Annotated in this window: 23 protein-coding genes; 15 read left to right on the top strand and 8 right to left on the bottom strand. The window is 67.2% G+C overall.

Annotation, left to right across the window (positions count from 1 at the left end; all coding sequences use genetic code 11):
• Window positions 1–146 precede the first annotated feature (146 nt).
• Together CA260_RS02065 and CA260_RS02060 are read left to right on the top strand one after the other, a co-directional pair.
• On the top strand, window positions 147–2,045 hold the full coding sequence (locus tag CA260_RS02065) for an LTA synthase family protein (protein WP_338065709.1): 1,899 nt from the start codon (window positions 147–149) through the stop codon (window positions 2,043–2,045).
• Window positions 2,046–2,268: 223 nt separating this feature from the next.
• Window positions 2,269–2,619 (top strand): hypothetical protein, encoded by a 351-nt coding sequence (locus CA260_RS02060; protein WP_111980799.1) that lies wholly within the window; start codon window positions 2,269–2,271, stop codon window positions 2,617–2,619.
• 88 nt (window positions 2,620–2,707) lie between these two features.
• Here CA260_RS02060 and CA260_RS02055 read toward each other — a convergent pair whose 3' ends face one another.
• From CA260_RS02055 to CA260_RS02040, 4 genes are all read right to left on the bottom strand, one after another.
• On the bottom strand, window positions 2,708–5,107 hold the full coding sequence (locus CA260_RS02055; protein WP_238149587.1) for a TonB-dependent siderophore receptor: 2,400 nt from the start codon (window positions 5,105–5,107) through the stop codon (window positions 2,708–2,710).
• 117 nt (window positions 5,108–5,224) lie between these two features.
• Entirely contained in the window at window positions 5,225–6,214 is a 990-nt protein-coding gene (locus CA260_RS02050; RefSeq protein ID WP_111980798.1) for a FecR family protein, read from the bottom strand.
• Window positions 6,211–6,705, bottom strand: a complete 495-nt coding sequence (locus CA260_RS02045) for an RNA polymerase sigma factor (protein WP_238149586.1) — start codon at window positions 6,703–6,705, stop codon at window positions 6,211–6,213. Before CA260_RS02045 ends, CA260_RS02050 begins: the two co-directional genes overlap by 4 nt.
• A gap of 53 nt (window positions 6,706–6,758) precedes the next feature.
• A complete protein-coding gene (locus tag CA260_RS02040) occupies window positions 6,759–7,892 on the bottom strand; it encodes a VirK/YbjX family protein (protein ID WP_172461697.1) in 1,134 nt (377 codons plus the stop codon).
• A 190-nt stretch (window positions 7,893–8,082) separates the two neighbouring features.
• Between CA260_RS02040 and CA260_RS02035 the strand changes: the two genes are divergently transcribed.
• A complete protein-coding gene (locus CA260_RS02035; protein WP_238149585.1) occupies window positions 8,083–9,126 on the top strand; it encodes a sensor domain-containing diguanylate cyclase in 1,044 nt (347 codons plus the stop codon).
• Window positions 9,127–9,223: 97 nt separating this feature from the next.
• Here the strand turns inward: CA260_RS02035 and groL are convergent, their stop codons facing one another.
• Complete coding sequence (gene groL, locus CA260_RS02030; RefSeq protein WP_111980795.1) at window positions 9,224–10,867, bottom strand: chaperonin GroEL; 1,644 nt, start codon at window positions 10,865–10,867, stop codon at window positions 9,224–9,226.
• A gap of 55 nt (window positions 10,868–10,922) precedes the next feature.
• Window positions 10,923–11,216, bottom strand: coding sequence for a co-chaperone GroES (gene groES, locus CA260_RS02025; protein WP_038623202.1), 294 nt, complete (start codon window positions 11,214–11,216; stop codon window positions 10,923–10,925).
• Window positions 11,217–11,586: 370 nt separating this feature from the next.
• Here groES and cutA point away from each other — a divergent pair, with 370 nt between their 5' ends.
• A complete protein-coding gene (cutA, locus tag CA260_RS02020; RefSeq protein ID WP_111980794.1) occupies window positions 11,587–11,904 on the top strand; it encodes a divalent-cation tolerance protein CutA in 318 nt (105 codons plus the stop codon).
• Window positions 11,905–12,016: 112 nt separating this feature from the next.
• On the opposite strand, the gene CA260_RS02015 is transcribed toward cutA, so the two are convergent.
• Window positions 12,017–13,006 (bottom strand): TlpA family protein disulfide reductase, encoded by a 990-nt coding sequence (locus CA260_RS02015; RefSeq protein ID WP_111980793.1) that lies wholly within the window; start codon window positions 13,004–13,006, stop codon window positions 12,017–12,019.
• Between the two features lie 91 nt (window positions 13,007–13,097).
• Window positions 13,098–14,540: a PLP-dependent aminotransferase family protein gene (locus CA260_RS02010; RefSeq protein WP_111980792.1), complete on the bottom strand. Its 1,443-nt coding sequence runs from the start codon at window positions 14,538–14,540 to the stop codon at window positions 13,098–13,100.
• A gap of 109 nt (window positions 14,541–14,649) precedes the next feature.
• Here CA260_RS02010 and CA260_RS02005 point away from each other — a divergent pair, with 109 nt between their 5' ends.
• The 11 genes from CA260_RS02005 to CA260_RS01955 all read left to right on the top strand — a co-directional run bounded on the left by CA260_RS02005 (window position 14,650) and on the right by CA260_RS01955 (window position 24,927).
• A complete protein-coding gene (locus CA260_RS02005; protein ID WP_111980791.1) occupies window positions 14,650–15,339 on the top strand; it encodes a glutathione S-transferase N-terminal domain-containing protein in 690 nt (229 codons plus the stop codon).
• 150 nt (window positions 15,340–15,489) lie between these two features.
• A complete protein-coding gene (locus tag CA260_RS02000) occupies window positions 15,490–16,407 on the top strand; it encodes a DMT family transporter (protein ID WP_111980790.1) in 918 nt (305 codons plus the stop codon).
• A gap of 100 nt (window positions 16,408–16,507) precedes the next feature.
• Window positions 16,508–18,709, top strand: coding sequence for a protein-disulfide reductase DsbD family protein (locus tag CA260_RS01995; RefSeq protein ID WP_111980789.1), 2,202 nt, complete (start codon window positions 16,508–16,510; stop codon window positions 18,707–18,709).
• Window positions 18,706–19,251, top strand: a complete 546-nt coding sequence (locus tag CA260_RS01990; RefSeq protein WP_338065708.1) for a TlpA disulfide reductase family protein — start codon at window positions 18,706–18,708, stop codon at window positions 19,249–19,251. The genes CA260_RS01995 and CA260_RS01990 overlap by 4 nt, the downstream gene beginning before the upstream one ends.
• Window positions 19,252–19,401: 150 nt before the next feature.
• Window positions 19,402–19,857 carry a type II 3-dehydroquinate dehydratase gene (gene aroQ / locus CA260_RS01985; RefSeq protein ID WP_111980788.1) on the top strand — a complete coding sequence of 152 codons (456 nt, stop codon included), beginning with the start codon at window positions 19,402–19,404 and terminating at the stop codon, window positions 19,855–19,857.
• 69 nt (window positions 19,858–19,926) lie between these two features.
• Window positions 19,927–20,382, top strand: a complete 456-nt coding sequence (accB, locus tag CA260_RS01980) for an acetyl-CoA carboxylase biotin carboxyl carrier protein (protein ID WP_111980787.1) — start codon at window positions 19,927–19,929, stop codon at window positions 20,380–20,382.
• Between the two features lie 22 nt (window positions 20,383–20,404).
• Window positions 20,405–21,772 carry an acetyl-CoA carboxylase biotin carboxylase subunit gene (accC, locus tag CA260_RS01975; protein ID WP_111982958.1) on the top strand — a complete coding sequence of 456 codons (1,368 nt, stop codon included), beginning with the start codon at window positions 20,405–20,407 and terminating at the stop codon, window positions 21,770–21,772.
• Between the two features lie 46 nt (window positions 21,773–21,818).
• The gene (locus CA260_RS01970) at window positions 21,819–22,172 is read left to right on the top strand and encodes a DUF7716 domain-containing protein (RefSeq protein ID WP_111980786.1); all 354 of its coding nucleotides are present in this window, start codon (window positions 21,819–21,821) and stop codon (window positions 22,170–22,172) included.
• A 357-nt stretch (window positions 22,173–22,529) separates the two neighbouring features.
• On the top strand, window positions 22,530–23,462 hold the full coding sequence (gene prmA, locus CA260_RS01965) for a 50S ribosomal protein L11 methyltransferase (RefSeq protein WP_111980785.1): 933 nt from the start codon (window positions 22,530–22,532) through the stop codon (window positions 23,460–23,462).
• A gap of 112 nt (window positions 23,463–23,574) precedes the next feature.
• A complete protein-coding gene (locus tag CA260_RS01960; RefSeq protein WP_111980784.1) occupies window positions 23,575–24,363 on the top strand; it encodes a zinc-ribbon and DUF3426 domain-containing protein in 789 nt (262 codons plus the stop codon).
• Between the two features lie 276 nt (window positions 24,364–24,639).
• Window positions 24,640–24,927 (top strand): helix-turn-helix domain-containing protein, encoded by a 288-nt coding sequence (locus CA260_RS01955; protein ID WP_051595647.1) that lies wholly within the window; start codon window positions 24,640–24,642, stop codon window positions 24,925–24,927.
• The last annotated feature ends 70 nt before the right edge of the window (window positions 24,928–24,997 follow it).

Here is a 24,997-nt window from a genome sequence, read left to right as displayed (position 1 = left end):
GTCGCCGGCCGTGCACCGCCGCAGGGCGCGGCACGTTGGCTTGGGCACGCTCGCGCGGGCAACCGCCTGCCGCCGCACAACAATTGGTTCATGCCCGGACCATTACAGTCCCATGTCCGAGCCATGACAGCCATCAGCAGGATGCCATGACGATGTCTGCAACTCCCTCTACACCGTCGGCGCGCTCCCTCGCCTTTCGCCTGGCGTACATTGCGTGCCTGGCGGTCGTCTTCACCCTCGCGACTGGGCTAGTCGATAGCGGCGCCGGCGTGGGTTCCGCGCAGGCATTCGCCCAGCCGATCTTCCCGATCGCCAACGCCCTGCCCGGCCTGCTGCTGGCCACGCTGCTGCTGGTGCTGTCGCGGCGCCCCCTGCTCTCCTTCGGCATCGCCTTCGTGATGGAAGCGCTGATCTATGCGGTCAACGCGCTCAAGGTGAGCAATCTCAACACGCCCCTGATGCCCGCGGACTTCCGCATGCTGGGGCAGCTGCGCCGCGGCGGCCTCAAGCTGCTGGGCAGCTATCTGCCGGCCAGTCCGTGGCCGTATCTGGCGCTGCTGGTGGCGGTGGGCATCATCGTGCTCGCCTGGCGCAAGGAAGATCCGCTGTTCGCGCGTCGCACGCGCGGCCGGCGCCTCGCCTGCGGCACGGCGCTGGTGCTGCTGCTGGGCACGCTGCTGGCCGGCATGCCGGGCTGGACCAAGATCTACGGCAACCGTCACCTGTGGCTGGAACCGTGGTCCGCCCAGGCCACGGCCGAACATTCCGGACTGGTCAGCTCGCTGGTGATGTTCCATCTGCACCAGGGGCATGCCCGCAAGAAGCCCGATGCGGCGGCCGCGCAGCAGCTGATCGAGCGCGCGGATCCGGACCTGCGCCAACGCCTGCAGGCCGCCACCACGAACCAGGGCGAGCGTCCGGACATCGTCGTGGTGCAGAGCGAGTCGTTCTTCGATCCGTCGATCATGAAGGGTTACGAGAACACCGACCTCACGCCAAACCTGCACCGCCTTGCGACGCAGGGCGAGAGCGGCGCCCTGCACGTGCCCACCTACGGCGGCGGTACCATCCGCACCGAGTTCGAAGTGCTTACCGGCCTTTCGCTGCGCTACTTCGACGACTTGCAGTTCCCGTATCTGCAGATGAACCACAAGGTGGTGCCGAGCCTCGTGCGCACGCTGCGTTCGCACGGCTACGAGACGATCGCCTTGCACGGCAACGACCCGGGCTTCTGGAATCGCAACACGGCCTTCCGCGCGATCGGCTTCGATCGATTCGTCTCGCGCTCGTCCTTCCCCACGAACGCGGCGATGGATGGCCAGTACATGGCCGACAGCGCCATGACCGACGAAATCATGGCGCAGCTGAAGAACGCGGGGCCGCCGCAGCTGCTGTTCGCGATCAGCATCGAGGCGCATGGTCCGTATGACGTGCCGCCCGCCGATGCCGCGAAACGCGATGCGATACCGGTGCCCGAAGGCATCACCGGCAAGAACAAGCTGGAGCTGCAGAACTATCTCTATCACATGCAGCACGCCGACCAGGAACTGGGCCGCCTCGCCGAGCTGCTGGCCCATCGCGAGCGTCCCACCCTGCTGCTGTTCTACGGCGACCACCTGCCTGCGCTCACCGATACCTACAACATCACCGGCTTCGTGGACGGCAAGGACATGCTGAGCCAGGCCGGCGTGTGGTTGCTGGTGGACCCGCGCAATCCGACGGAACCGAAGCGGGAATCGCTCGCGTCGTGGATGCTGCCTGGCCGGCTGCTGGAGCAGGCCGGCGTACGCGACGATGCGTATTTCGCGCTGACCCAGGTGATCGCGCCGCAGCTGGCGGTACTCACCCGCGCGCCGGGCGCACCGCCGGCCAGCGAGGATCACGACGAGCAGACCGCCGACCAGGACATGGCCAACGTCGCCCTGCTGCGCATGAAGGGCAAGCTCGATGCATTGCTGCCGCATGCGGAAGTACAGACTGCCCAGATGACGGGCGTGCAACCCGACAGCTTCGAGCAAGCCGAACCCGCCGGCGTGCGGCAATAGGCATATGGACGTCCAAACGGATCGAGACGGGCGGCCGTTTTCCACGGAAAACAAGTAGGCCGGCACGCCGGAAATCCGCGTCGCGTAGCGCGGATTCAGCGATCTGTCTGGCGGCTAAAGGGAGCCGGTTTCGTTCAGGTTCGGTAGAGCGGAAGCCGTCTAGCGTGGATTCCAGCCGCGAAGCAACGTCTTCGTCGGCATTCCCACACTGGAGGTTTTCCTCATGCGTAAGACCATGCTTGCCGCTCTCATCGTCACCGCTGCTTCCGTCCTGACCGTGCCCGCGTTCGCCCAGAGCGCCGCCGCCTCGGCGAAGGTCGAAGCCGGCGCGAACACCGCGGCAGCGCAGGACGCCGCCGGCAAGACCGTCGACCAGACGGCCGCCATGACCAGCAAGGTCGCGGACAAGACCACCGCCACCACCGAGAAGACGGCCGACAAGGCTGCCGCCACGGCGGACAAGGCGGCCAGCAGCACCGAGCATGCAGCGCACAAGGCCGGCAAGCACGCCTCGCACAAGGCGAAGGCGGCTACCGATGCCAAGGTCGAAGCGGGCGCGCAGACGGGCGGCTGATCTCCACCGGCGACACGCACTGACGACCCCGGGAGCTCGCTCCCGGGATTTTTTTATCCATCGGCACCGTCGACGCGCGGACGCGGGCTCAGAAGTCGTAGCTGCCCGACAACAGGTAGCTGCGCCGCGTACGCAGCGGCACGAACGTTTCGTTGAAGTCGTCGGCAATCAGGCGGCGTGCGAAAAGATTCTTCACACCGAACGTCACGCTCCATCGGGCCGCGCGATAGGAAACATTGGCGTCCACTTCGGCCTGGCCCGGCGTGGTGTAGTAGGTGGCGTAGTCCAGGCTCTGCCCGAGCGAACGCCCGCGCGCCATCACACCGCCGGCCACGCCCCAGCCGCGCAACGCGCCGCCCTGGAACCCGTAGCTCGCCCACAGGTTGAAGCGCTGGCGCGGCGCACCGGTGGGCAACGAGCCATCGTGATTGCTGATCAGCGCGTTCGTGTAGCTGCTGCTGAGGTCCAGGCCAGGCGCCACTTCGCCCGCGAACTCCACTTCCACGCCCTTGTTGGTCTGGCCGGGCCCGAAGGTGGCGAAATTGGGTGGCTGCTCGTCGACCAGCAGGTAGCTGTGGTCGAGCGTGATGCGATACAGCGACACGGTGAGTCGCGCGCGCTCATGGAACAGGTTGAACTTGGCACCCGCTTCCAGCTGCCTCGAAAGCGCCGGCACCAGGGGGCGGCCGTTTTCGCCGAGGTAGGACACCGGCTGGAAACCGTTCGAGGTGCCGCTGTACAAGGCGATGTCCGGCGTGAGCTTGTAGACCAGGCCGATGTTCGGCACCCACTTGGTGCGGCGCGGCGTCCACGGGTTGCCTTCGACGTCCTCGGTCGACACCTCGTACGCGGCACGGCGCAGCGCCAGCAGCATCTCCCAGTGTTCGCCCCAGCTGAGCTGGTCCTGCAGGAACAGGCCGCTGTCCACCGACCATGGCGTGCCGCCGAGCGGCGCGTTGTCCTGCGGCTGGATCACCGACGCGACGATCGGCAGCTGGCGGCTGCTGAACAGGTTGTACGTGCCGTCGTCGTAGGGGTGGACGTAGTCGTCGGAATGGCCGATGCGCGAGCGCGCATAGTCGGCGCCCAGCGTCACCGTGTGCTGCAGCGACCCCGTGTCGAAGGTGCGGATCAGGTCGTTCTGCAGCGAGTAGTAGGTATCGTCGTAGCGATACGCCTCGGCGACCGCCGTGGCGTCGCCATTGGTCATCGGGTTGTATAGCGTCCAACTGTGCTGGTTGTTTCGCTGGCGCACGTACTGGCCGCGACTGCGCCATGTCCAGTTGCTGCCGAGCTGCTGGTCGAGCAGGTAGTAGAGGCGGTCGGTCTGATAGTTGGCGAAGTCGCGCGGATTGCCCGGCAAGATGCCGTCGGGCGACGCCGTGGACAGGGTATCGCCCAGCAGCACGACGTGATCGGGAATCGGCAGGCGATTGAGGATGCGCTGCATGCCGACCACGAGATCCGTGGTGTCGCCGCGCCACCCGAAGGCGGGCGCGATATAGGCACTGCGCCGGTTGAGATAACCCTGCGGCGAGCGATAGCCATAGTCGCCCGACAGCACGAGGCGATAGGTCAGCCCCGGCGTGTGGCCCAGTGGACCGGCCATGTCCAGGCCCGCCTGCAACTGGCCTTGTTCGCCGACCATGGCGCTCAACTGCTGCACCGGTTCGCTCTGCGGCTGCTTGATGGTGACGTTCACCAGGCCGCCGAAATTGCTGCCGGTGGTGTCGCCCAGCACGGACTGCGGACCCTTGAGCACTTCGACGCGCTGCACGCCGATCAGCGGCGGAAAGTCGCCCGAACCCGCGATGCTGTTGGGCATGCCGTCGGTGAGTCCGTTGCCGGTATAGAAGCCGCGGATCTGGAACAACGGCAGGCCGTCGGAGCCTTCGACGTATTGCACGCCCGCCACGTTGCGCACCGCATCGGCCACGGTGAGCAGCTGCTGCGAGTCCATCAGTCCGCGCGTCACCACGCTGACCGACTGCGGCACGTCGATCAGGTCGGCGTCGTTGCGCGCCGCCATGCTGTTGGACGAGCCCATGAAACCCACGTCGCGCCCCACCAGCGCAAAGGCCTCCACCGGCATCAGGTCGGTGGCGGTCGACAGGGCCTTGGACGTATCGGCGGTGGTGCGTGCGTCGGGCTTCTCGCGCGGCTTCACCACCACCGTGCCCGCCTGCGTGAAGCTGTACTCGAGGCCGGTGCCCTGCAGCAGGCGCTCGAGCGCGGCCTGTGGCGTCATCGCACCGCTGACGCCCGGCGAGCGAAAGCGTGCGATCGCGCAGCCCGAGGTCAGCACCTGCACGTTGGCCTGCTTGCCGAAAGCGATCAGCGCGGTGGCGAGAGGCTGTGCCGGTATGGCGAAGACAGCGTGCGCATCGTCATCCACCATGCGTGCGGCGGCGAAGGCAGCGCCTGGCATGGCCAGGTTCGCCGACATCACCAGGCTGCCCGACAGCAGCAGCTTTACGCACGCCTTCATGGCATTCGCTTCCTGCGAGCGAAAACCACGAGTGTGACATGGCCTCAAGCGTTTTTGTCGCCAGGACCGCGGACTGAACGCAATCTGACGCGAGCCTTGCCCGAACGCTTGCGCACGTCAGCCGGCGCCGTGCCTGCCCCGCGTATCCGAGAGCACCGTTTGGCCACCTATTTCACTGACGGTCAGCGGAAGCACCTGTGGCAACGCCTGCAGCCAGTCGTCGATGGCGTTGGTCTTCACCGTACCGGTGAAGGTCATCGACTGCAGGCCCGCATCGGCGATGCGCACCGGGTGCGTGCGATAGCGGTTGATGTTGGCCACCACCACCGACAACGGCTCGTTGTCGAACTCCAGTCGCGCATGACGCCATGCGGCCGCCTGCGCGGGATCGGTGGTGGCCATGCTGAGCGCGGAACGCGATGGATCGTACGAAACGGCCTGGCCCGCCACGGCTTCGAGGCTGCGTCCCTGGCCCGAAGCACTGTCCTCGATGCGCACGCGCCCTTCGGCCATGCTGATGGTGACGTGGTCGCCGGTGCGGCGGACGTCGAATGCCGTACCGATGTCTTCGATGCGCAGCTTGCCGGCGTGAACCACGAAGGGACGGCTGGCGTTGTGCACGACCTCGAAATACGCCTCGCCCTCGGCGAGGTCCACTTCGCGATGGCTGCGGCTGAAGCGCGTAGTGAGCCGGGTGGCGCCGCCCAGCGCCACGCGCGAGCCGTCTTCCAGCGTGACATCGGTTTGCGCGCCGATCTCGCTGGTATACAGCTGCGGCTCGGAAGACTGCCCCAGCATTGACCAGCCGAGCATGCCGCCCGCGACCAGCAGCACGGCCGCGGCGGCGGCACCCAGAGGCCACCACCGCCGCGACACGACGGCCGGTGCGAATTCGGCCATCAGGGTCGCGTGCGAAACGTCATCCAGCGCACCCAGCCGAGCCGCCAGATCGGTGACACGCTCGAACGCGTCCAGGTGCGCGGCGTCCTCGTCGATCCATGCCAGCCACTGTTGCGTCGTCTGCTCGCCCGCCTTGGCGTCGCGCAACCGCACCCACCAATCGGCGGCGACGCGGAGATTCTGTTGATTCGAAGTGTTGGCCATCATGGCGTCTCCGGTTCATCCACCCGCGCCCGGCAATGCGCCAGAGCGTTGGCCACGTGATAGCGCACCATGCGCTCGCTGATCTTCATCGCCCGCGCGATAACGCCGATCTCGCAGCCATCGATGACATGCATGACGAAGGCTCGGCCCGTCTTTGCCGGCAGTTCGCGCAGCGCGCTCTGCAGGGCGTGCAGTTGGCCGGTCGCCGCCGCGTGACGCTCGGGGATCGGCGCAAGGTGCAGGTCCTCGTCGGGCGGCCGGATCGGGTTGTCGTCGCGCACCTTGCGCATGCGCAGGCGGTCGACTGCGAGATTGGACGCGACGCGATAGAGGTACGCGCGCAGCGAATCGACCTGCTCGGGACGCTCCAGGGCAACCAGGCGCATATAAGCCTCCTGCGCGACTTCCTGCGCGTCGGAGAGTGAATGAAGGCGGCACTGCAGGAAGGCCACCAGCGCGCGATTGTGCTCGCGGAACAGCGTCGCGATGCGCAAGGCGTGGGCTGGATCGGGGCCTGCCATGCCGGATGGGTTGGCTGGTTTGTCCACTAGGCTTCCTCGGGCACGTCCGGAAGCGGAGACGTCGATTCTACCGCCGCATCCGCCACGGGCGTGTCGCGCCACCACGGCACCGGCCGCAGCGCGCCGGTCAAAAGACGCACCGCCTGCCAACGCAGTTCCGCACGACGCCGGAACGCGGCGCGGTGCTTGCTTTCGACCTCGGCTTCGCTGCGGTGATGCAACGCCGGCGGCAGCACGAACCAGCCGTCGCCGCTGGAACAGCCACCCTGCTCGCACCAGAACGCGTCGTAATCGGCCATGAAGCGCGCGCGACCGTGCAGCGGATGCGCGTCGTTGCTGATGCCCAGGATATGGCGGATGCCGCACTGTCCAGCCAGCGCATAGGCCAGCTCAAGCAGCAGCTGCTTGGGTCGCATCCCGTGCATCTGCCGCGTGAGTACACGCACGTGCTCGCGCGCCTGTTCGCCATCCGGTCCCTGGATGCAGCCGATGGCCATGGTGTTCTCGTCGATCACGGTCAGCACCAGGCGATACAGCGCACGGCCGTCCGTATCGCCCAGCTCGATCGACAGCTCGCCCTCGCACCCCATGTGGATCGGCGGGCGCAGGTGGAGCTTCAGCACGCTGTCGTCCTTGAGCTTCAGCTCGCCCAACGTGGCGCGACCATGGACGTAGACCGACTCGAACAACGACTCGGGCCAGCGCTGCAGCAGTAGGCGGTAATGGTTCTGCACGCCGCGCAGGCGCATCGCGCGGTGCCAGCCCCGGTGGATGAAGCGATGCAGGTGACGCTCCAGCAGCCGCGGATCGCCGGCCACGCAGGCGCGCAGCAGCGGATGCGAAGCGAGGAACGCGAGGTAGCGTTGATGCCGCACCGGCAGGCTGGCGGCGCGCACCAGGTATTTCGCGGCCATCACGGCGCGCTGGCCCGCGTGCCCCACCCAATCGCTGCGGCCGCGCAAGGAGCGCCACCACAGCGAGGCATGGGCGCCATCCCTGGCGGCGGTCTCCCGTTGTCCAGCCACCTGCGGGCGCTCGGGCCTCGCCAGGTACAGTTCGCGCTCCAGGGAACGTTGCGCCGCGTAGGCGCAACCGCTAGCCGCGAACACCAGGTCGGCGTCCAGGGGGTCCTCCCCCGGCAGAAGATTCCGTTCGTTCAAGGCGCGCGCGTCCCGCGTGGTGGCTGTGACAAGAGCCAAGACGTGCGAGATCGCGAAAACGGAAATGCCCGCGGAAAAATAATTTCCGCTTTGGTACGTCCATGGCATGGCGACGCTCGCCGGGCATGGTACTAATGGCCCGCGCCATCGCGGCGCCCCGCTGTCCACCTGCCATCCAAGGCGCAACGTCATGGCCGTGATGCCGCCCACCCCGTCGCTCCCCGTCAATTTCGTCGGCCGGCTTGCCGAGTCGGTCACCCAGGCACGCTCGCTGGAAGAACTGGTGCGGCCGCTGCTCGAACTACTGCAGGCGGTCACGGGCCTGGAATCGACCTACCTGACCACCATCGACCTGGTCGCCGGCGCGCAATACATCCTGTATTCGCGCAACACGCAGCGCCTGCAGATACCCGAGGGCCTGCTGGTGCCGTGGGAAGGCACGCTGTGCAAGCGCGCACTGGAGGAAGGCCGCAGCTATACCGATGACGTCGCCCAATGCTGGGCCGACTCGGCGCCGGCGCGCGCCCTGGGTATCGCCACCTACGCCAGCACACCGGTACGCATGGAGGACGGATCGCTCTACGGCACGCTGTGCGCCGCCAGCGACGAGCGCAAGCCGCTGGCGGAAGGCGCCGAGCAGGTGCTGCAGATGTTCGCGCGGTTGATCGGCCAGCAGATCGAGCGAGAGCAACTGGTGAGTTCCTTACGGCAGGCCAACGATTCACTGGCGGTCAGCGCCCTCATGGACGCCACCACGCACTTGCCCAACCGGCGCGCGTTGATGGCCGAACTCGGACGTCGGCGATCCGCGCTCGCCCAGGACGGCCGCGCCCTGGTGGTGGCCTTCGTCGACCTCGACAAGTTCAAGGACATCAACGACCGCTACGGCCACGATGCGGGCGACCAGTTCCTTCGCGCCATCGGCGGGCGACTGCAGGGCGCCATGCGCATCGACGACTTCGTGGCGCGCATCGGTGGCGATGAATTCGTCGCCCTGTCGAGCCCGCCGCGCGCCGACGCGGAGGTCGTGAGCAGAATCATCGAAGAGCGCCTGCAGGCGGCGACCACGGGAAATTTTCATCTTGCCGGCACGGTGATCGAGTACGCCGGACCGAGCATCGGCGTGGCGGTCGCGCTGTCGGATGCCCTCGATGCCGAAGGCATGCTGGCCCAGGCCGACGCGGCGATGTACGCCGTGAAGCGGGAACGGCGGGGAAGCGAAGCGCGGCGCTGAGGTTCTCATGCGCCAATGAAGCCCTGATCGTTTGGACGTCCAAAAGAAAACCCCGCGCAAGGCGGGGTTTTCCGTGTAGCTGCCTGGAGGCGGGGACTTAGAAGTCCATGCCACCCATGCCGCCCATGCCGCCCGGCGCACCGTGCGAATGGCCTTCTTCCTTCTTCGGCACTTCGGTCACGGCCGCTTCGGTCGTGATGATCGAGCCAGCCACGGAAGCGGCGAACTGCAGGGCCGAACGGGTCACCTTGGTCGGGTCCAGGATGCCGAAGGCAATCATGTCGCCGAACTCGCCGGTGGCGGCGTTGTAGCCGAAGTTGCCGTTGCCTTCCTTCACCTTGTTCAGGACGACGGACGGCTCGTCACCGGCGTTGGCGACGATGGCGCGCAGCGGGGCTTCCAGGGCGCGACGGGTGATGGCGATGCCCAGGTCCTGGTCGGCGTTGGCACCCTTCAGGCCTTCGATGGCCTTCAGCGAACGGATCAGGGCGACGCCGCCGCCCGGGACGATGCCTTCTTCAACGGCCGCGCGGGTCGCGTGCAGCGCGTCTTCGACGCGGGCCTTCTTTTCCTTCATCTCGACTTCGGTGGCGGCACCGACCTTGATCACGGCCACGCCGCCGGCGAGCTTCGCCACGCGCTCCTGCAGCTTCTCGCGGTCGTAGTCCGACGTCGCTTCTTCGATCTGCGCCCGGATCTGGCCGATGCGCGACTGGATGCGCTCGGCTTCGCCGGCGCCGTCGATGATGGTGGTGTTTTCCTTGGTGATCACCACGCGCTTGGCGCGGCCCAGATCGTTGATCGTGGCCTTCTCAAGCTGCAGGCCGACTTCCTCGGAGATGACCTGGCCACTGGTGAGGATCGCGATGTCTTCCAGCATCGCCTTGCGGCGATCGCCGAAGCCCGGCGCCTTCACCGCGGCGACCTTCAGGATGCCGCGGATGGTGTTGACGACGAGCGTGGCCAGCGCTTCGCCTTCGACTTCCTCGGCGACGATCAGCAGCGGCTTGCCGGCCTTCGCGACGGCTTCGAGCACCGGCAGCAGATCGCGGATGTTCGAGACCTTCTTGTCGTGCAGCAGGATGAACGGGTCGTCGAGTTCAGCCTGCTGCGTCTGCGGGTTGTTGATGAAGTACGGCGACAGGTAGCCGCGGTCGAACTGCATGCCTTCGACGACGTCGAGCTCGTTCTCGAGCGACTTGCCGTCCTCGACGGTGATCACGCCTTCCTTGCCGACCTTCTCCATCGCGTCGGCGATGATTTCGCCGATGGCGGAGTCGGAGTTGGCGGAGATCGTGCCGACCTGGGCAATGGCCTTGTCGTCAGCGGTCGGGTTGGAGAGCTTCTTCAGCTCGGCGACCGCGGCGTTGACGGCCTGGTCGATACCGCGCTTCAGGTCCATCGGGTTCATGCCGGCGGCAACGGCCTTGAGGCCTTCCTGGATGAACGCCTGGGCCAGCACGGTGGCAGTGGTGGTGCCGTCGCCGGCTACGTCGGAGGTCTTGGAAGCGGCTTCCTTGACGATCTGCGCGCCGATGTTCTCGTACTTGTCGGCCAGTTCGATTTCCTTGGCCACGGACACGCCGTCCTTGGTCACGGTCGGGGCGCCGAAGCTCTTCTCGAGCACGACATTGCGGCCCTTCGGACCCAGGGTGACCTTCACGGCGTTGGCCAGGGTGTTCACACCCTTGAGCATGCGGGCGCGGACGTCTTCGCCGAAGCGGACTTCTTTAGCTGCCATTTCGTAATTCCTTCAAATGCGTTGAATGAGGTGGGAAGAGGTGCGGGAGAGGCGCTTAGCCTTCGATCACCGCGACGATGTCGTCTTCCTTGAGGAAGACCAGCTCTTCGCCGTCGATCTTGATTTCCTGGCCGGCGTACTTGCCGAACAGCACGGTGTCGCCTTCCTTGACCGACATCGGACGGACCTTGCCGTCTTCCAGGATGCGGCCCGCGCCGGCAGCGATGACCTTGCCGCGGGTCGGCTTCTCGGTGGCGCTGTCGGGGATGACGATGCCGCCAGCGGAGACGCGCTCTTCTTCGAGACGCTTGACGATGACGCGATCGTGCAGCGGACGCAGTTTGCTCATGGGATGGGCTCCAGCTTGATTGATGGTTGGAACAAACAAAGGGGTTACCCCGGAGCGGCGCCTGTTGACTGGCGCTGTTAGCACTCCCGGCAGGTGAGTGCCAATAATAACGACGCAAAGCCCCCCTGCAAGAGGTGCCGGTCCGGTGGCTGGGGACTGCAATGGGGGAATCGTTCAGGCCTTTCAAGGGCGCCGCGGCGGTTTTTTGCCTTTTTGTAGGAGCGCACCCGGTGCGCGAACAGCCTGCGAGGCAGCGACGCAACCATCTGACGCCCGGGCGGCACGGCCTGGCGCCGATCGCGCACTGGGTGCTCCTACAAAGGAGGATCGGGAGGGTGCCGCGGCCAACGGGCCGCGCTAGGCTGGCGCCATGTCCGACCCCGTCCTGCTCTGCTACTGCACCTGCCCCGACCCGGCCAGCGCCCAGGCCCTGGCCGATGCCCTGGTGGGCGAAGGCCTGGCGGCCTGCGTCAATCGCATCCCCGGCATCCGCTCCACCTACCGCTGGAAGGGCGAGGTCGTCACCGACAGCGAGGAACTGCTGATGATCAAGACCACCGGGCAGCGCTTTGCGGCACTGAAGGAGCGCCTGCTGGCGCTGCACCCCTACGAACTGCCGGAACTGGTCGCCGTGCCGGTAGCGCAGGGCCATGAGGCGTATCTGGACTGGGTGCGCGATCCGGGTTGACCGCCCGCTCTTCTATAGGAGCGCACCCAGTGCGCGAAGAGCCTACGAAGCGATGACGCGGCCGCTACCCATCGAGGCAGTCCATTGCCCCGATCGCGCACTGGGTGCGCTCCTACAAGGGGAGCGCTGCTTCATTCACCTCTTCCGTCCGCCGCACCACCTTCCCCTTCCCGTCCAGCACGATGACGGTGGGCACGTGCATCACGCGAAAGCGGCGGAACAGCGCGCCGCTGTCGTCCAGGGCCAGCGGCATGGCGATGTGGTGTTCGCGCTGGTAGGCCGCCAGTTCGTCGCGGTTGGCCCACAGACCCGAGGCGACGCCGAGCCAACGGACGCCGGACTGACGCGCCAGCACTTCGGCCCGTTCGCGCGCGGCGCGACAGCTTTCTGCCAGCGCGGGCCGGCTCTTGACAAGGTAGGACTCGCACCACGGCGAGAGGAACAGCAACGCCGTCGGCTGCCCCGGCGTGGCGCCGAAGGCGGGCACCGATTTGCCGTCGAGCGTATGCACCTGGAACGCGGGCACGCGATCGCCAACGTCGTAATGCGGCTCGTCCTTGGGCGCAGCCGCGATGGCCACGTTGGCGGATGAGCTCGTGCGCGCCTGCGCCAGCGCGGCTTCCAGCTTGTCGTTGGCTTCGTGGCCGACGTAGAGGATGCGCCCGTCGCGTCCGATCACCACGTGCTGCGGCGTCACGCGCAGATGGAAGGCCTCGCCCAGCGTGCCGTCGTCGAACACGATCGGCATGCCAAGGCCCACGGCCTGCCGGTACTTGCGCACTTCGTCCACGCTGTCGTCGAAGCCCACGTCGATGGCGATCACCGCCATGTCGGGGCCGGCCTGCTCGAAGGTGCGCTCGAAATGCGGCATCTGTTCGCGGCAGGGCACGCACCAGGTGGCCCAGAACTTCAGGTAGACCGCCTTCTTGCCGTACAGCGCGCCCAGGTCGATGGTCTGCCCGTCGATGGTCTTCACCACCATGCGCGGCGCGGGCTGGCCGATCAGGCTGCGGCCGGCGGTTTCGGCGCGCGACTGACCCGTGTCGGAAGCATGCACGAGGGCGCAGGACAGCAGCAGGCATAGCAAGACGATGTAACGCACGGCGGGCTTCCTTGAGGGGGAGGCTCCATGCTCCGCCGAGCATCGGCTGCCGGACAGGACCAGTTGCCGGAGAATCGAGCGGACCAGCCGCTCAGCGTGCGGCTGCCAGCAACCGACCCAGCGCCTGCGTGGCTTCCTCCATCCGCGCCACCGGCAGCATGCCCAGGCCAAACACCAGCCCGTTGGGCGATGTGGCGCCGATGGCGTAACCGCCGAGCGCTTCGATGCGCATGTCCTGCTCCGCCGCACGGCGCACCAGCGCGTCGGCCGGCAGGTCGGTCGGCAGCAGCGCCGCCACATGCAGCCCCGCGTCGGATGCCTGCAGCGCCAGCAGGTTGCCGGCGTGACGCGCCAGACCGTCGATGAGTGCTTCCCTGCGTTCGGCATAGATGCGCCGCATCTTGCGCACGTGGCGGGCCAGGTGGCCTTCGGCGATGAACAACGCCAGCGTGTCCTGCGCCAGCACGTCGCAATGCCAGTCGCTGATCTGGCGCACCTGCGCCAGCGCGGCCATCGCCCACGGCGGCGCGACCACGTAGCCCAACCGAAGCGCAGGGAACAGGCTCTTGGAGAAGGTGCCGACGTAGAACACCAGGCCCTCGCGGTCGAGCGTCTGCAACGCATCCAGCGGGCGACCGCCGTAGCGGAATTCGCCGTCGTAATCGTCCTCGATGACCACCGCGCCATGGCGGCGCGCGAAATCGAGCAGGGCCATGCGCCGCGCGGGCGACATCACCATGCCGAGCGGGAACTGGTGCGAAGGCGTCACGTAGATCACCCGCGCCGAGGGCGGAATCTGCTCGACCACCAGGCCTTCGGCGTCGACCGGCACCGGCGCCACGCTCGCGCCTGCCGCCTCGAACGCCGCGCGCAACGGCGGGTAGCCCGGGTCTTCCACTGCAACGACGGAGCGCCCCGGCGTGACCAGGCAGCGCGCCAGCAGGTCAAACGCCTGTTGCGCCCCGCTGGTGACCACGATGTCGTCGGCGCCGCAGGTCACGGCGCGGGCGAAGGACACGTGGCCGGCGATGGCCTCGCGCAAGGCCAACCGCCCGGCCGGTGCGTCGTAGACCGCCGGCGTGCGCGACAGGCTGCGCAAGGCGCGCGCCGACAGGCGGCGCCACGCGTCGAACGGAAAGCGCGAGGCGTCCGGCAAGCCCACGCAGAAGTCGTGGCGCACGGGCGCCTTGCCGCCGCTGCGCACCGGCCTGGTCAGGTGGCGCCAGCGTGCCGCCAGCCGACGATCGCCCTCCTCGTCGCCCGGTGACGCCGCCTTCTTCTTCGCCAGACCCTGGGCAACCGCATAGCCCGAGCCATGGCGTGCGGATACGTAGCCCTCGCTGAGCAGGCGGTCATACGCGGCGACCACCGTGTTGCGCGAGATGCCGAGCGAGCCCGCCAGCGCGCGGGTGGAGGGCAGGCCCTGCCCTCCCGCGAGGCGTCCGTCGAGAATGGCCGCACGCAACTGGCCGTGCAGCGCCTCCAGCCGGCCGCGGGCAGGGATGTCGAGGGGAAAGGCGAGCGGCTGATCCATGGGCTCACGTCCGGGGAATGACTGGTCCGAAAGATTTCACCTGATCTGGACCTTTTTCAAGACCAGTGGAACACCGACACTAGGCCTACCGTCCCCGGAGCGCCCCACCATGATCGAGCTCTACTTCGCCGCCACGCCCAACGGCCTCAAGATCAAGCTGTTCCTCGAGGAAACCGGACTGCCCTACTTCATCACCCCGGTGAGCCTGAGCAAGGGCGAGCAGTTCCAGCCAGCCTTCCTGGCCATTTCGCCGAACAACAAGATCCCCGCCATCGTCGACCACGCCCCTGCGGGCGGCGGCGCGCCGATCACCGTGTTCGAATCGGGCGCGATCCTGCAGTACCTGGCGGAAAAGTCCGGCCGGCTGATGCCGACCGACGGCCGCGACCGGCTCGAGGTGCTGGAGTGGTTGTATTGGCAGGTCGGCGGACTGGGGCCGATGGGCGGGCAGGCGGGTCATTTCCGCGTCTATGCGCCGGAACCCGTTCCCTACGCGGTCGACCGCTATACGCGCGAAGTCAGCCGCCTGTACGGCGTGCTCGACCGTCGCCTGGCGAACCGCGAGTTCATCGCCGGCGCGTTCTCCATCGCCGATATCGCCTGCTATCCGTGGATCGTGCCGCACGAGGCGCACGGCCAGACGCTGTCGGATTTCCCGAACCTGGAGCGCTGGTTCATGGCGATCTCGGCGCGTCCGGCGACGCAGCGGACCTATGAGGGCGTGGAGAGCAGCTATGCGCCGAAGCAGCCCTTGTCGGAGGAAGAGCGCCGCGTGCTGTTCGGCCAGGGCAAGCGCTGAAGTCTGCTGACAGGTTCTGACACTATGGACGGCTAGCCTTCTTTATGAAAACCGATCTTGCAAGACCGACGACGTAAAGAAGCCGACACCTCCCAAGCCCCTCATTCCGGCCTGCGCCGGAATGACGGCAAGAAAGCACTGGACCCCGCCATGAAAACCTCCGACACCATCGCCTTGCTGTTGCTGGGAGCCATCTGGGGCGCCTCGTTCCTGTTCATGCGCATGGGTGCGGACGAATTCGGCGGCATGGCGCTGGCGGGCATGCGTGCCATCGGCGCGGCGATCTGTTCGGCGCCGCTGCTGCTGTCGCGCCAGCGGCTCAGGGAGATGGCGACGAACTGGCGCCCGATCCTGATCGTGGGCCTGGCCAACTCGGCGCTGCCGTTCGTGCTGTTCTCCTTTGCGGCGAAGAGCCTGCCGGCCGGCGTATCCGCCATTTCCGACGCCATCGCACCGCTGCTGGTGGCGCTGTCGGGCTGGATGCTGTTCTCCGAAAAGCTCAACGCCACGCAGGCCAGTGGCCTGGTGATCGGCTTCACCGGGGTGGTGTGGCTGGTGGCGGGCACGGTGGGCTTCAACGGCCATGGCGTCGGCGGGTCCGGCTGGGCGATGGCCGCCTGCGTGGGCGCGAATGTCTGCTACACCGTCGGCGCCCATGTCAGTCACCGCACCTTGCGTGGCGTGACGCCGCTCAGCGTGGCCACGGGCAGCCAGTTGGTGGCCGCGGCCGTGCTGCTGCCCTTCACCCTCTGGATGTGGCCGGCCCGCATGCCGGGCGTATCGGCGTGGCTGGCGATGTTCGGCCTGGCCGCGATCTGCACCTCGCTGGCCTACGTGCTGTTCTACCGGCTGATGGCCCGCGTGGGCGCCTCGCGCAGCATGGTGGTGCTGTTCCTGATCCCGGTGTTCGGCGTGGTGTGGGGCCTGCTGTTCCTGCACGAGCCGATCACCCTCGCCATGGCCGGTGGCTGCGTGGTGATCCTGCTGGGCGTAGCCCTGACCACGGGAATGCTGCGCCTCCGTAACCGCGGGACAGGCTTGAGCGAAGTCATGACTGAACGTGCCTGAATCCGGATGGTCCATCCCTGGTCCAGCCCCCTTCCCCGAGCTGGTCCATAATTCCCCTTCGCCCGCGCCACGGCACGGGTCTCTCCACGCTGGAGCTGCAATGCGCCTGATCCGTCCCGGCCGCCTGGCCGCCTGCCTCACTGCCCTGCTCTGCCTGCTGTCCCTCGCGCTGCCGGCCCTGGCCCAGGACGACCTCGACGGCCTGTTGCCGGTGACCGAGGCGTACAAGCTCAGCACCGACACCTCCATGCCCGGCGTGCTCAAGCTGCACTGGACTATCGCGCCCGACTACTACCTTTATCGCGGCCGCATGAAGTTCAAGGCCGGCGACGGGGTGACGCTGGGCGAGGCGCAGTTTCCCGACGGCGAGAAGCACCACGACGAATACCTGGGCGACGTCGAGATCTATCACCACTCGATCGACGCCACGCTGCCATACACCGTGGCGGGCGCCTCGCGGCTCAAGCTGAGCGTGCAGTACCAGGGCTGCCACGAGGTCGATCCGAAGATCTGCTATCCGCCGCATACCGAGCAGCTGGACCTGCCGTTGCCGGCGGGCGCCACGCAGGCAGGTGGCGACGGCTCGCTCGGCGCCGCGCTCGGCAAGCTCGGCTCCAACCGTGCCAGCGACGGCGGCGCGCTGCCCGCGGAACAGGCGTTCCACCTGGAAGCGCTGGCCAAGGACCACCAGCACCTGCTGCTGCGCTGGACCCTGCCCAAGGGCTACTACCTCTACCGCGACCAGACCGCGCTGAAACTCAAGGATGCCGACGGCCTGAGCCTGGGCAAGCCCGAGTGGCCGGCCGGCGTCGAGCACGAGGACGCGCATTTCGGCAAGACCACGGTGTACTTCGACCAGGTCGAATTGCCGGTGACCATCCAGGGCGACGCCTCGGGCCGCTCGACGGTGAACTTGGAAGCCAGCTTCCAGGGCTGCCAGGACGGCGGGCTCTGCTATCCGCTGATGACCCGCACGCTTGCCATCGACCTCGGCGGCGCGGCGCCCACCTCGGGCACCGCCAGCGAACCCGCGCCGGAAATGCCGCCCGCCGAACTCGCCGGCGGCGCGCTGCAAGGCAGCCTGATCTCCGCGCTGCTGCTCGCCCTGGTCGGCGGCCTGGTGCTGAACCTGATGCCCTGCGTGCTGCCGGTGCTGTCGATCAAGGCCGTCGGCCTGCTCGAGAGCGGCGAGAGCCATGCGAAGGCGCGCTCGCACGCGCTCTTCTATACCGCCGGCGTGCTGTCGACCTTCGCGCTGATCGGCATCGCCATCGTGGCGCTGCGCTCGGCCGGCCATGCGCTGGGCTGGGGCGCGCAGCTGCAGCAGCCGCTGGTGGTGGGCGGGTTGGCCTGCGTGATGATGGCCGTGGGCTTGTCGATGTCGGGCGTGGTGCAGTTCGGCACCTCGCTGGGCAACGTGGGGTCGTCGCTGGCCTCGCGCTCGGGCCATGCGGGCGATTTCTTCACCGGCGTGCTCGCCGTGGCCGTGGCCAGTCCCTGCACCGCGCCGTTCATGGGCAGCGCGCTGGCCTATGCGTTCGCCGCGCCGATGCTGCATGCGCTGCTGGTGTTCCTGACGCTGGGCGTAGGCCTGGCGCTGCCCTTCCTCGCCGTAGGTTTCGTGCCGGCGCTCGCGCGCCTGCTGCCGCGTCCGGGCGCCTGGATGGAAACGCTCAAGCAGGTGCTGGCCTTCCCGATGTACCTCACGGCCGCGTGGCTGGTGTGGGTGCTGGCGCACCAGCGCGGCGCCGATGCAGTGGGCCTGGTGCTGGTGGCCGCGGTGCTGCTGGCGGCCACGTTGTGGTGGTTCGAGCGCAGCCGTTCGCGCGGCGGCTTGAGCAAGGTCTTCGTGGCGCTGCTGGCCGCGCTTACGCTGGTGCCGCTGTATTACCTGGCCCACGTGCCGCCGCCGGCGCAGGCCGCGACCGTCGCCGAGGGCGTGGTGGCGTATACGCCGGAGAAGCTCGCCGAACTGCGCAAGGCCGGCACGCCGGTGTTCGTGGACATGACCGCCGACTGGTGCGTCACCTGCAAGGCCAATGAACACGCCGTGCTCGACACCGAGGCCTTCCGCGAGCTGCTGAAGAAGACCGGCGCCGTCTACATGAAGGGCGACTGGACCGACGTGAACCCGACCATCGCCGCCTTCCTGGCGCAGTACCACTCGCCGGGCGTGCCGCTGTACGTGGTGTTCCCGAAAGACGGCCGCGACGGCCGCAAGCTGCCGACGGTGCTCACCACGTCGCTGGTCGAGGAGGCGCTGACCAAGGCCGCCGGCACACCGGTCGCCAGCAACCCATGATGTTGAGCCGCAGCAACGGGATCATCCTGGGCCTCGCCGTCGCGGTCGCCGCCGCAGGTGGCTGGCTGCAGCACGCCAGCCGGCAGGCGCATGCCCCTGCGGGTGAGCCGGCGGTCGACGTGGGATCCACCGCACCGGATCTTTCGCTGCCCGCACTCGACGGCAAACAGCACCGGCTGTCCGACTACCGCGGCCGGCGTGTCCTGCTCAACTTCTGGGCCACCTGGTGCGCGCCCTGCCTGAAGGAAATGCCCGCGCTGGCACGGACCCAGGCGAACGTCGGGGAAAAGGGGGCCATCGTCATCGGCATTGCGATGGACGACCCCGCGCGGGTGAAGGCCTTCCTGGCCAGCCATCCCGTGAACTATCCGATCCTGATTGGCAGCCTGGAAAGCCCCAGCACCTCGCTCCAACTGGGCAACGTCGGCGAACTGCTGCCCTACAGCGTGCTTCTGGACGAGAACGGCCGCGTGCTCGCCACGCGTCGGGGCGTACTGGACGACGACCAGCTGCAGCGGTGGCTGGCGCCAACCGCGCCGTGACGCGGTTTCGGTCGCCATACGTCTCCGCACGGTGAAACGTTAACTTCTCCTTCAAACATCGCCGAACTGCGCCGAACTGGACAAGAACGGCCGGCGCGCGCACACTCCGCGCCGGACGCCGCTCATCCGGCTCGAATCCAAGGTAACGGCGTGGCGAAGATCCTGGTCCTGCATGGACCCAATCTCAATCTGCTGGGCGTGCGCGAGCCGGAGGTTTACGGCCGGGACACGCTGGGCGATATCGACGCCTTTCTGGTGCAGCGCGCACAAGCGGCGGGCCAGGAGCTGGAAACCTTCCAGTCCAACGCCGAGCACGCGCTGATCGACCGCATCCATCAGACACGCCTGGATGGCACGGCGATCATCCTGATCAACCCCGGCGCCTTTACCCATACCAGCATCGCCCTGCGAGACGCGCTAGCCGGCGTGGCGATTCCCTTCATCGAGCTGCACCTGTCGAACGTGCACGCCCGCGAGGCATTCCGCCGCCACTCGTATCTCTCGGACATCGCCGCCGGCGTGATCTGCGGCTTCGGCCCGGACAGCTACCGGCTGGCGCTGGATGCCGCCCTGCTGCGCCTGGACCGCAGCGGCGCGGCCTCCTGACGGCTCCGGCCGATCATCCATTCCCATCCGGCCGCCCCGGCGGCCTCAACGAACGAAAAGGTTTGAACCATGGACCTGCGCAAGATCAAGAAGCTCATTGACCTGCTCGAGGAATCCAACCTCGCGGAACTTGAGATCAAGGAAGGCGAAGAAGTCGTCCGCCTGTCCCGCGTGCCCAAGGGCGGCGTGACCGTGGCCGCCGCCCCGGTCATCCAGGCGGCCCCGGTCGCTGCGGCGCCGGTTGCCGCGCCGGCCGCGGAAGCCGCCCCCGCCACGCCGGCCCTGCCGGCAGGCCACGTGGTGAAGGCGCCGATGGTGGGCACCTTCTACGCCTCGGCCAGCCCCGGCGCCCCGGCCTTCGTGAAGATCGGCCAGCAGGTCAAGGCCGGCGAGACGCTGGGCATCATCGAAGCGATGAAGATGTTCAACCAGATCGAGGCCGACGTGGCCGGCACCGTGCAGGCCATCCTGCTCGAGAACGGCCAGCCGGTGGAATTCGACCAGCCGATGTTCGTGATCGCCTAAGCGCGGGCTGACCTCTATGCCCATGCTCGAAAAAGTCGTCATCGCCAACCGCGGCGAAATCGCCCTGCGCGTGCTGCGCGCCTGCCACAGTCTTGGCATCAAGACCGTGGCGGTGCACTCCACCGCAGACCGCAACCTCAAGCACGTCGGCCTGGCCGACGAGTCGATCTGCATCGGTCCTGCGCCGTCGGTCGACAGCTACCTCAACATCCCGCGCATCATCGCCGCGGCTGAAATCACCGACGCCCAGGCCATCCATCCGGGTTACGGCTTCCTCTCCGAACGCGCCGACTTCGCCGAACAGGTGGAACAGTCGGGCTTCATCTTCATCGGCCCGACCGCGGACGTGATCCGCCTGATGGGCGACAAGGTCGAAGCCATCCGTGCCATGAAAGCGGCCGGCGTGCCGTGCGTGCCCGGCTCGGGCGGCCCGCTCGGCGACAACGTCGACGAAAACATCCGCATCGCGCGCGACATCGGCTACCCGGTGATCATCAAGGCCGCCGGTGGCGGTGGTGGCCGCGGCATGCGCGTGGTGCGCACCGAAGCCCACCTGGGCAACGCCATCACCATGACCAAGCAGGAAGCGAAGGCCGCTTTCGGCAACGATCAGGTGTACATGGAGAAGTTCCTGGAGAATCCGCGGCACATCGAGATCCAGGTGCTGTCCGACGGCCAAGGCAACGCGATCTGGCTCGGCGAGCGCGACTGCTCGATGCAGCGCCGCCACCAGAAGGTGGTCGAAGAAGCGCCCGCGCCGGGCATCACGCCGGAACTTCGCGAACAGATCGGCAAGGTCTGCGTGGATGCATGCATCCGCATCGGCTATCGCGGCGCCGGCACCTTCGAATTCCTGTTCGAAGACGGCCGCTTCTACTTCATCGAAATGAACACGCGCATCCAGGTCGAGCACCCGGTGACGGAGCTGATCACCGGCATCGACCTGGTGCGCGAGCAGCTATTGATCGCCGGCGGCGAGAAGCTTTCGATCCGCCAGGAAGACATCAAGATCCAGGGCCATGCGATCGAGTGCCGCATCAACGCCGAGGATCCGGACAGCTTCCTGCCTTCGCCGGGCACGGTGAAGCGCTTCGAGGCACCGGGCGGCCCGGGAGTGCGCGTGGACACGCACCTGTACGACGGCTACCGCATCCCGCCGAACTACGATTCGATGATCGGCAAGCTGATCGTGCACGGCCCGGATCGCGAAACCGCCATCGCGCGCATGCGCCTGGCACTGGCCGAGACGGTGATCGAAGGGGTGAAGTGCAACATCCCGCTGCAGCAGCGCATCATGGCCGACGTCGGTTTCCAGCAGGGTGGACAGAACATCCACTACCTGGAAAAGCGCATGGCCGAGCAGAAGGAAAAGGCCGCGACCGGCGGCTGAGCTTTGCCGGCGAGTCGCACGCGCGGCTCGCCGGTGTCGTTCCCACATGTCCGAACTACTGACTCTTCCCGACGCGATCGACGCGATCACGGCCGCCTTCGATGAAGGCGATGGCTGGGATCGCTATGCGTGGGTCTACATCCGCGGCGAGATCACCTCGCCCGACTGCCGCCTGTATCTCTCGCACGTCGCCGATGAGGACGACGCGCTGATCGACGACAACGGCGAAGCGCTGCCGGCGTTCGCCGCGCAACACCATCTGCGCCATTTCCTGGAAGCGGCTGATTTCGTCGAAGTGCTGTTCGTGCAGCGCCGGCACAAAGCGGAATCCAGCATCGCCGACTTCGTCCGCGCCCTCGACCACTACCACCGCCACGATGCGTTCCTCTCCTCCGTGTAGGAGCGCACCCAGTGCGCGATCGGCGCCGCAGGATCGCCTCGCCAGACAGCTGTCGCCACACTCGGATCCGTGCGAAAACCTGAGACAGGCGCACACCGTCGCCCTGCGGTCGCGCACAGGGTGCGCTCCTACAGGGAAGACCTGCCAGTCAGTGTGGGAGCGCACCCTGTGCGCGACAGCGACACCGCATGCTGACCTCGACGGCGGGCTTTTCCTCGTCCCCCGCGCTCACCTACCTAACAACCACTGAGTTACACCGCTGCTCCGCGGTCGCGCACAGGGTGAGCTCCTACAGCGCAGGCGAGCGGAGGCCTCCCACATCGGCGACAATACCCGCTTCACCCGCAGGAACCCGCCATGCCCTGGCTAGAACTCTCGCTCACCGTCCGCTCCGAACAGCAGCCCCGCGTGGAGGAGGCACTCGATGAGCTCGGCGCGCTGTCCATCACCATGCAGGACGCCGATGCGGAAACGCCGGACGAGCAGGCCATCTTCGAGCCGGGCGTGGGCGAGCTGCCGTTGTGGCCGACCATCACGCTCAACGCGCTGTTCGAGGCCGATACCGATCGCCGCGGCCTGAGCGAAGCGCTGGGCGACCTGCTGCCCTGGCTGGAACCGGACCACATGCAGTTCCGCGACGTGGCCGACGAGGACTGGGAACGCGCCTGGATGGACCAGTTCAAGCCGATGGCCTTCGGCCGGCGGCTGTGGATCTATCCGTGGAACATCGAGCCACCTGCCGATGAGGACATCGTGGTGGTTCGGCTCGACCCCGGCCTCGCCTTCGGCAGCGGCACGCATCCAACCACGGCGCTGTGCCTGGCCTGGCTCGACAGCCTGGATCTCAAGGGCAAGACCGTTACCGATTTCGGCTGCGGCTCGGGCATTCTTGCCATCGCCGCACTGAAACTCGGCGCCGCCAGCGCGGTGGGCGTGGACAACGACCCGCAGGCGCTCACCGCTTCGGCCGATAACGCCGAGCGCAACGAGGTGGCCGATCGCCTCGCCCTGTTCCTGCCCGAAGATTCCATGCTGGAAGCCGCTCCTGCGCATCCAAGCGCGTCGCCCGCGGACGTCTTCATCGCCAACATCCTCGCCGGCCCGCTGGGCGAGTTGGCGCCGACCTTTGCCGCCGCCGCGAAGCCCGGCGCGCCGTTTGCGATCTCCGGCATCCTGCAAGGCCAGGAAGACGAACTGCTGCAACGCTACGCGGAATGGTTCGACGACCTGCGCGTGGACACGCTGGAAGACTGGGTGCGCATCAGCGGTCGGCGCGCATCGGGCCGCTGACCGCGCGACGACGCACTGCAGCTGAGCGCCCGTTCACGATCCACGCATGCATGCGCGTGATTTGTCGGCACGCCTGCACTAGGCTTGCCTCAGTTCGATTTCCGCGGATCGCATGTACGCCCAATGCCCCGATTGCCTGACCGTGTTCTCGCTGAACACGGAAACGCTTGCGCAAGCGCGCGGCGAGGTCGTGTGTGGTCATTGCGATGCGCCGTTCGACGCGCTGGCCAGCCTGAGCGATCAGCTTCCGCCCGAACCGTTCCATCATCTGCCGGCGCGCAACGAATCCGCACCGCCGCGCCTGGACCTCGCCGTCTATCGGCCCCCCGTCGAGATGCCCGCCGTGGCGGAGCACACGCCGCCACAAGGGTCCGCGGAGGATTTCAGCCAGTTGGTGGTGGCGCCGCGCTTCGCGCGGCAGAAGGAAAAGCGCGGCCGCCGTTGGCCCTGGATAACGGCCTGCGCCCTGTTGCTGCTGGCCCTCGGCGCCCAGGTGGCCTGGGCCAAGCGCGATTTCCTGATCAGCGACGCGACCATGGGCCCCGTGCTGCGGGATGCCTGCTCCACCCTCGGCTGTCGCCTGCCGCTCGTGCAGGACACATCCAAGCTGAGCCTGCTTGCGCGAGACGTACAGGCACATCCATCGGTGCAGGGCGCCCTCATGATCACGGCCAGCCTGCGCAACGATGCCGATTTCGCGCAGCCCTATCCGGTGGTGTCGGTCACCTTGTCCGACGCGAACGGCAAGCGCCTCGCCATGCGACGGTTGCGTCCCGGCGAATACCTGGGCGATGCCAACGTGATGCAACGCGGTCTCGCACCCGGCGCCACGGCCGCGCTGATGCTCGAAGTGGAAGATCCCGACGGCAAGGCCGTGGCGTTCGAGTTCGGTTTCGAATAGCCGTCTATTTGGCTGCGCGGCCCGCCGATCGGCGGTGGACCGCCCAGGCACAGCCCGTGCCATCGACCGTGAATTTTGTCCATAGGACATTTCCCTGATGGTCATAGGGAAACATCTATCCGACAAATAGGGACTTAAAATTGTCGGCCCGCGAGGGTAAACTCGGTCCTTCGTCCTTACTGCTGCACCCGGCGTTCCATGCGAGCCGCCGCCCGCGGTATTGCCATAACCAATTGCAACGGCCTATGTAGCCGGCGCGTTAGAGCGTGAGGGGAAATGTCAGTGAATGCCGTAAGACTGCCTGCCAACGAATCTCCCAAAGAGCATTCGTCGCAGAGCGCGTTGAGCGAATGTGTCACCCGCACCGTACGTCGCTATCTCGCCGACATCGGCGATACCGAGTGCGACGAGGGCCTGCACGCACTCGTCATTCGCGAAGTCGAAGGCCCACTGCTGCGCGAAGTACTGGCCTGGCATGACGGCAACCAGAGCCGCGCCGCCGCGGTGCTCGGCATCAACCGCGCCACGCTGCGCAAGAAGCTGGCCGCGCACGGCCTGCTGTAAGCACGCCACACCTCACCCAAGCCAGCGCGTCTTCATTCCAGGTTCTCGCGCGTCCGCGGCGTTTGGCCGT

It is taken from the genome of Dyella jiangningensis, from assembly GCF_003264855.1.
Classification (GTDB): Bacteria; Pseudomonadota; Gammaproteobacteria; order Xanthomonadales; family Rhodanobacteraceae; genus Dyella; species Dyella jiangningensis_C.
The sequence above is the reverse complement of the archived record's forward strand: the minus strand, read 5'-3'. Positions and strand labels throughout refer to the sequence as shown.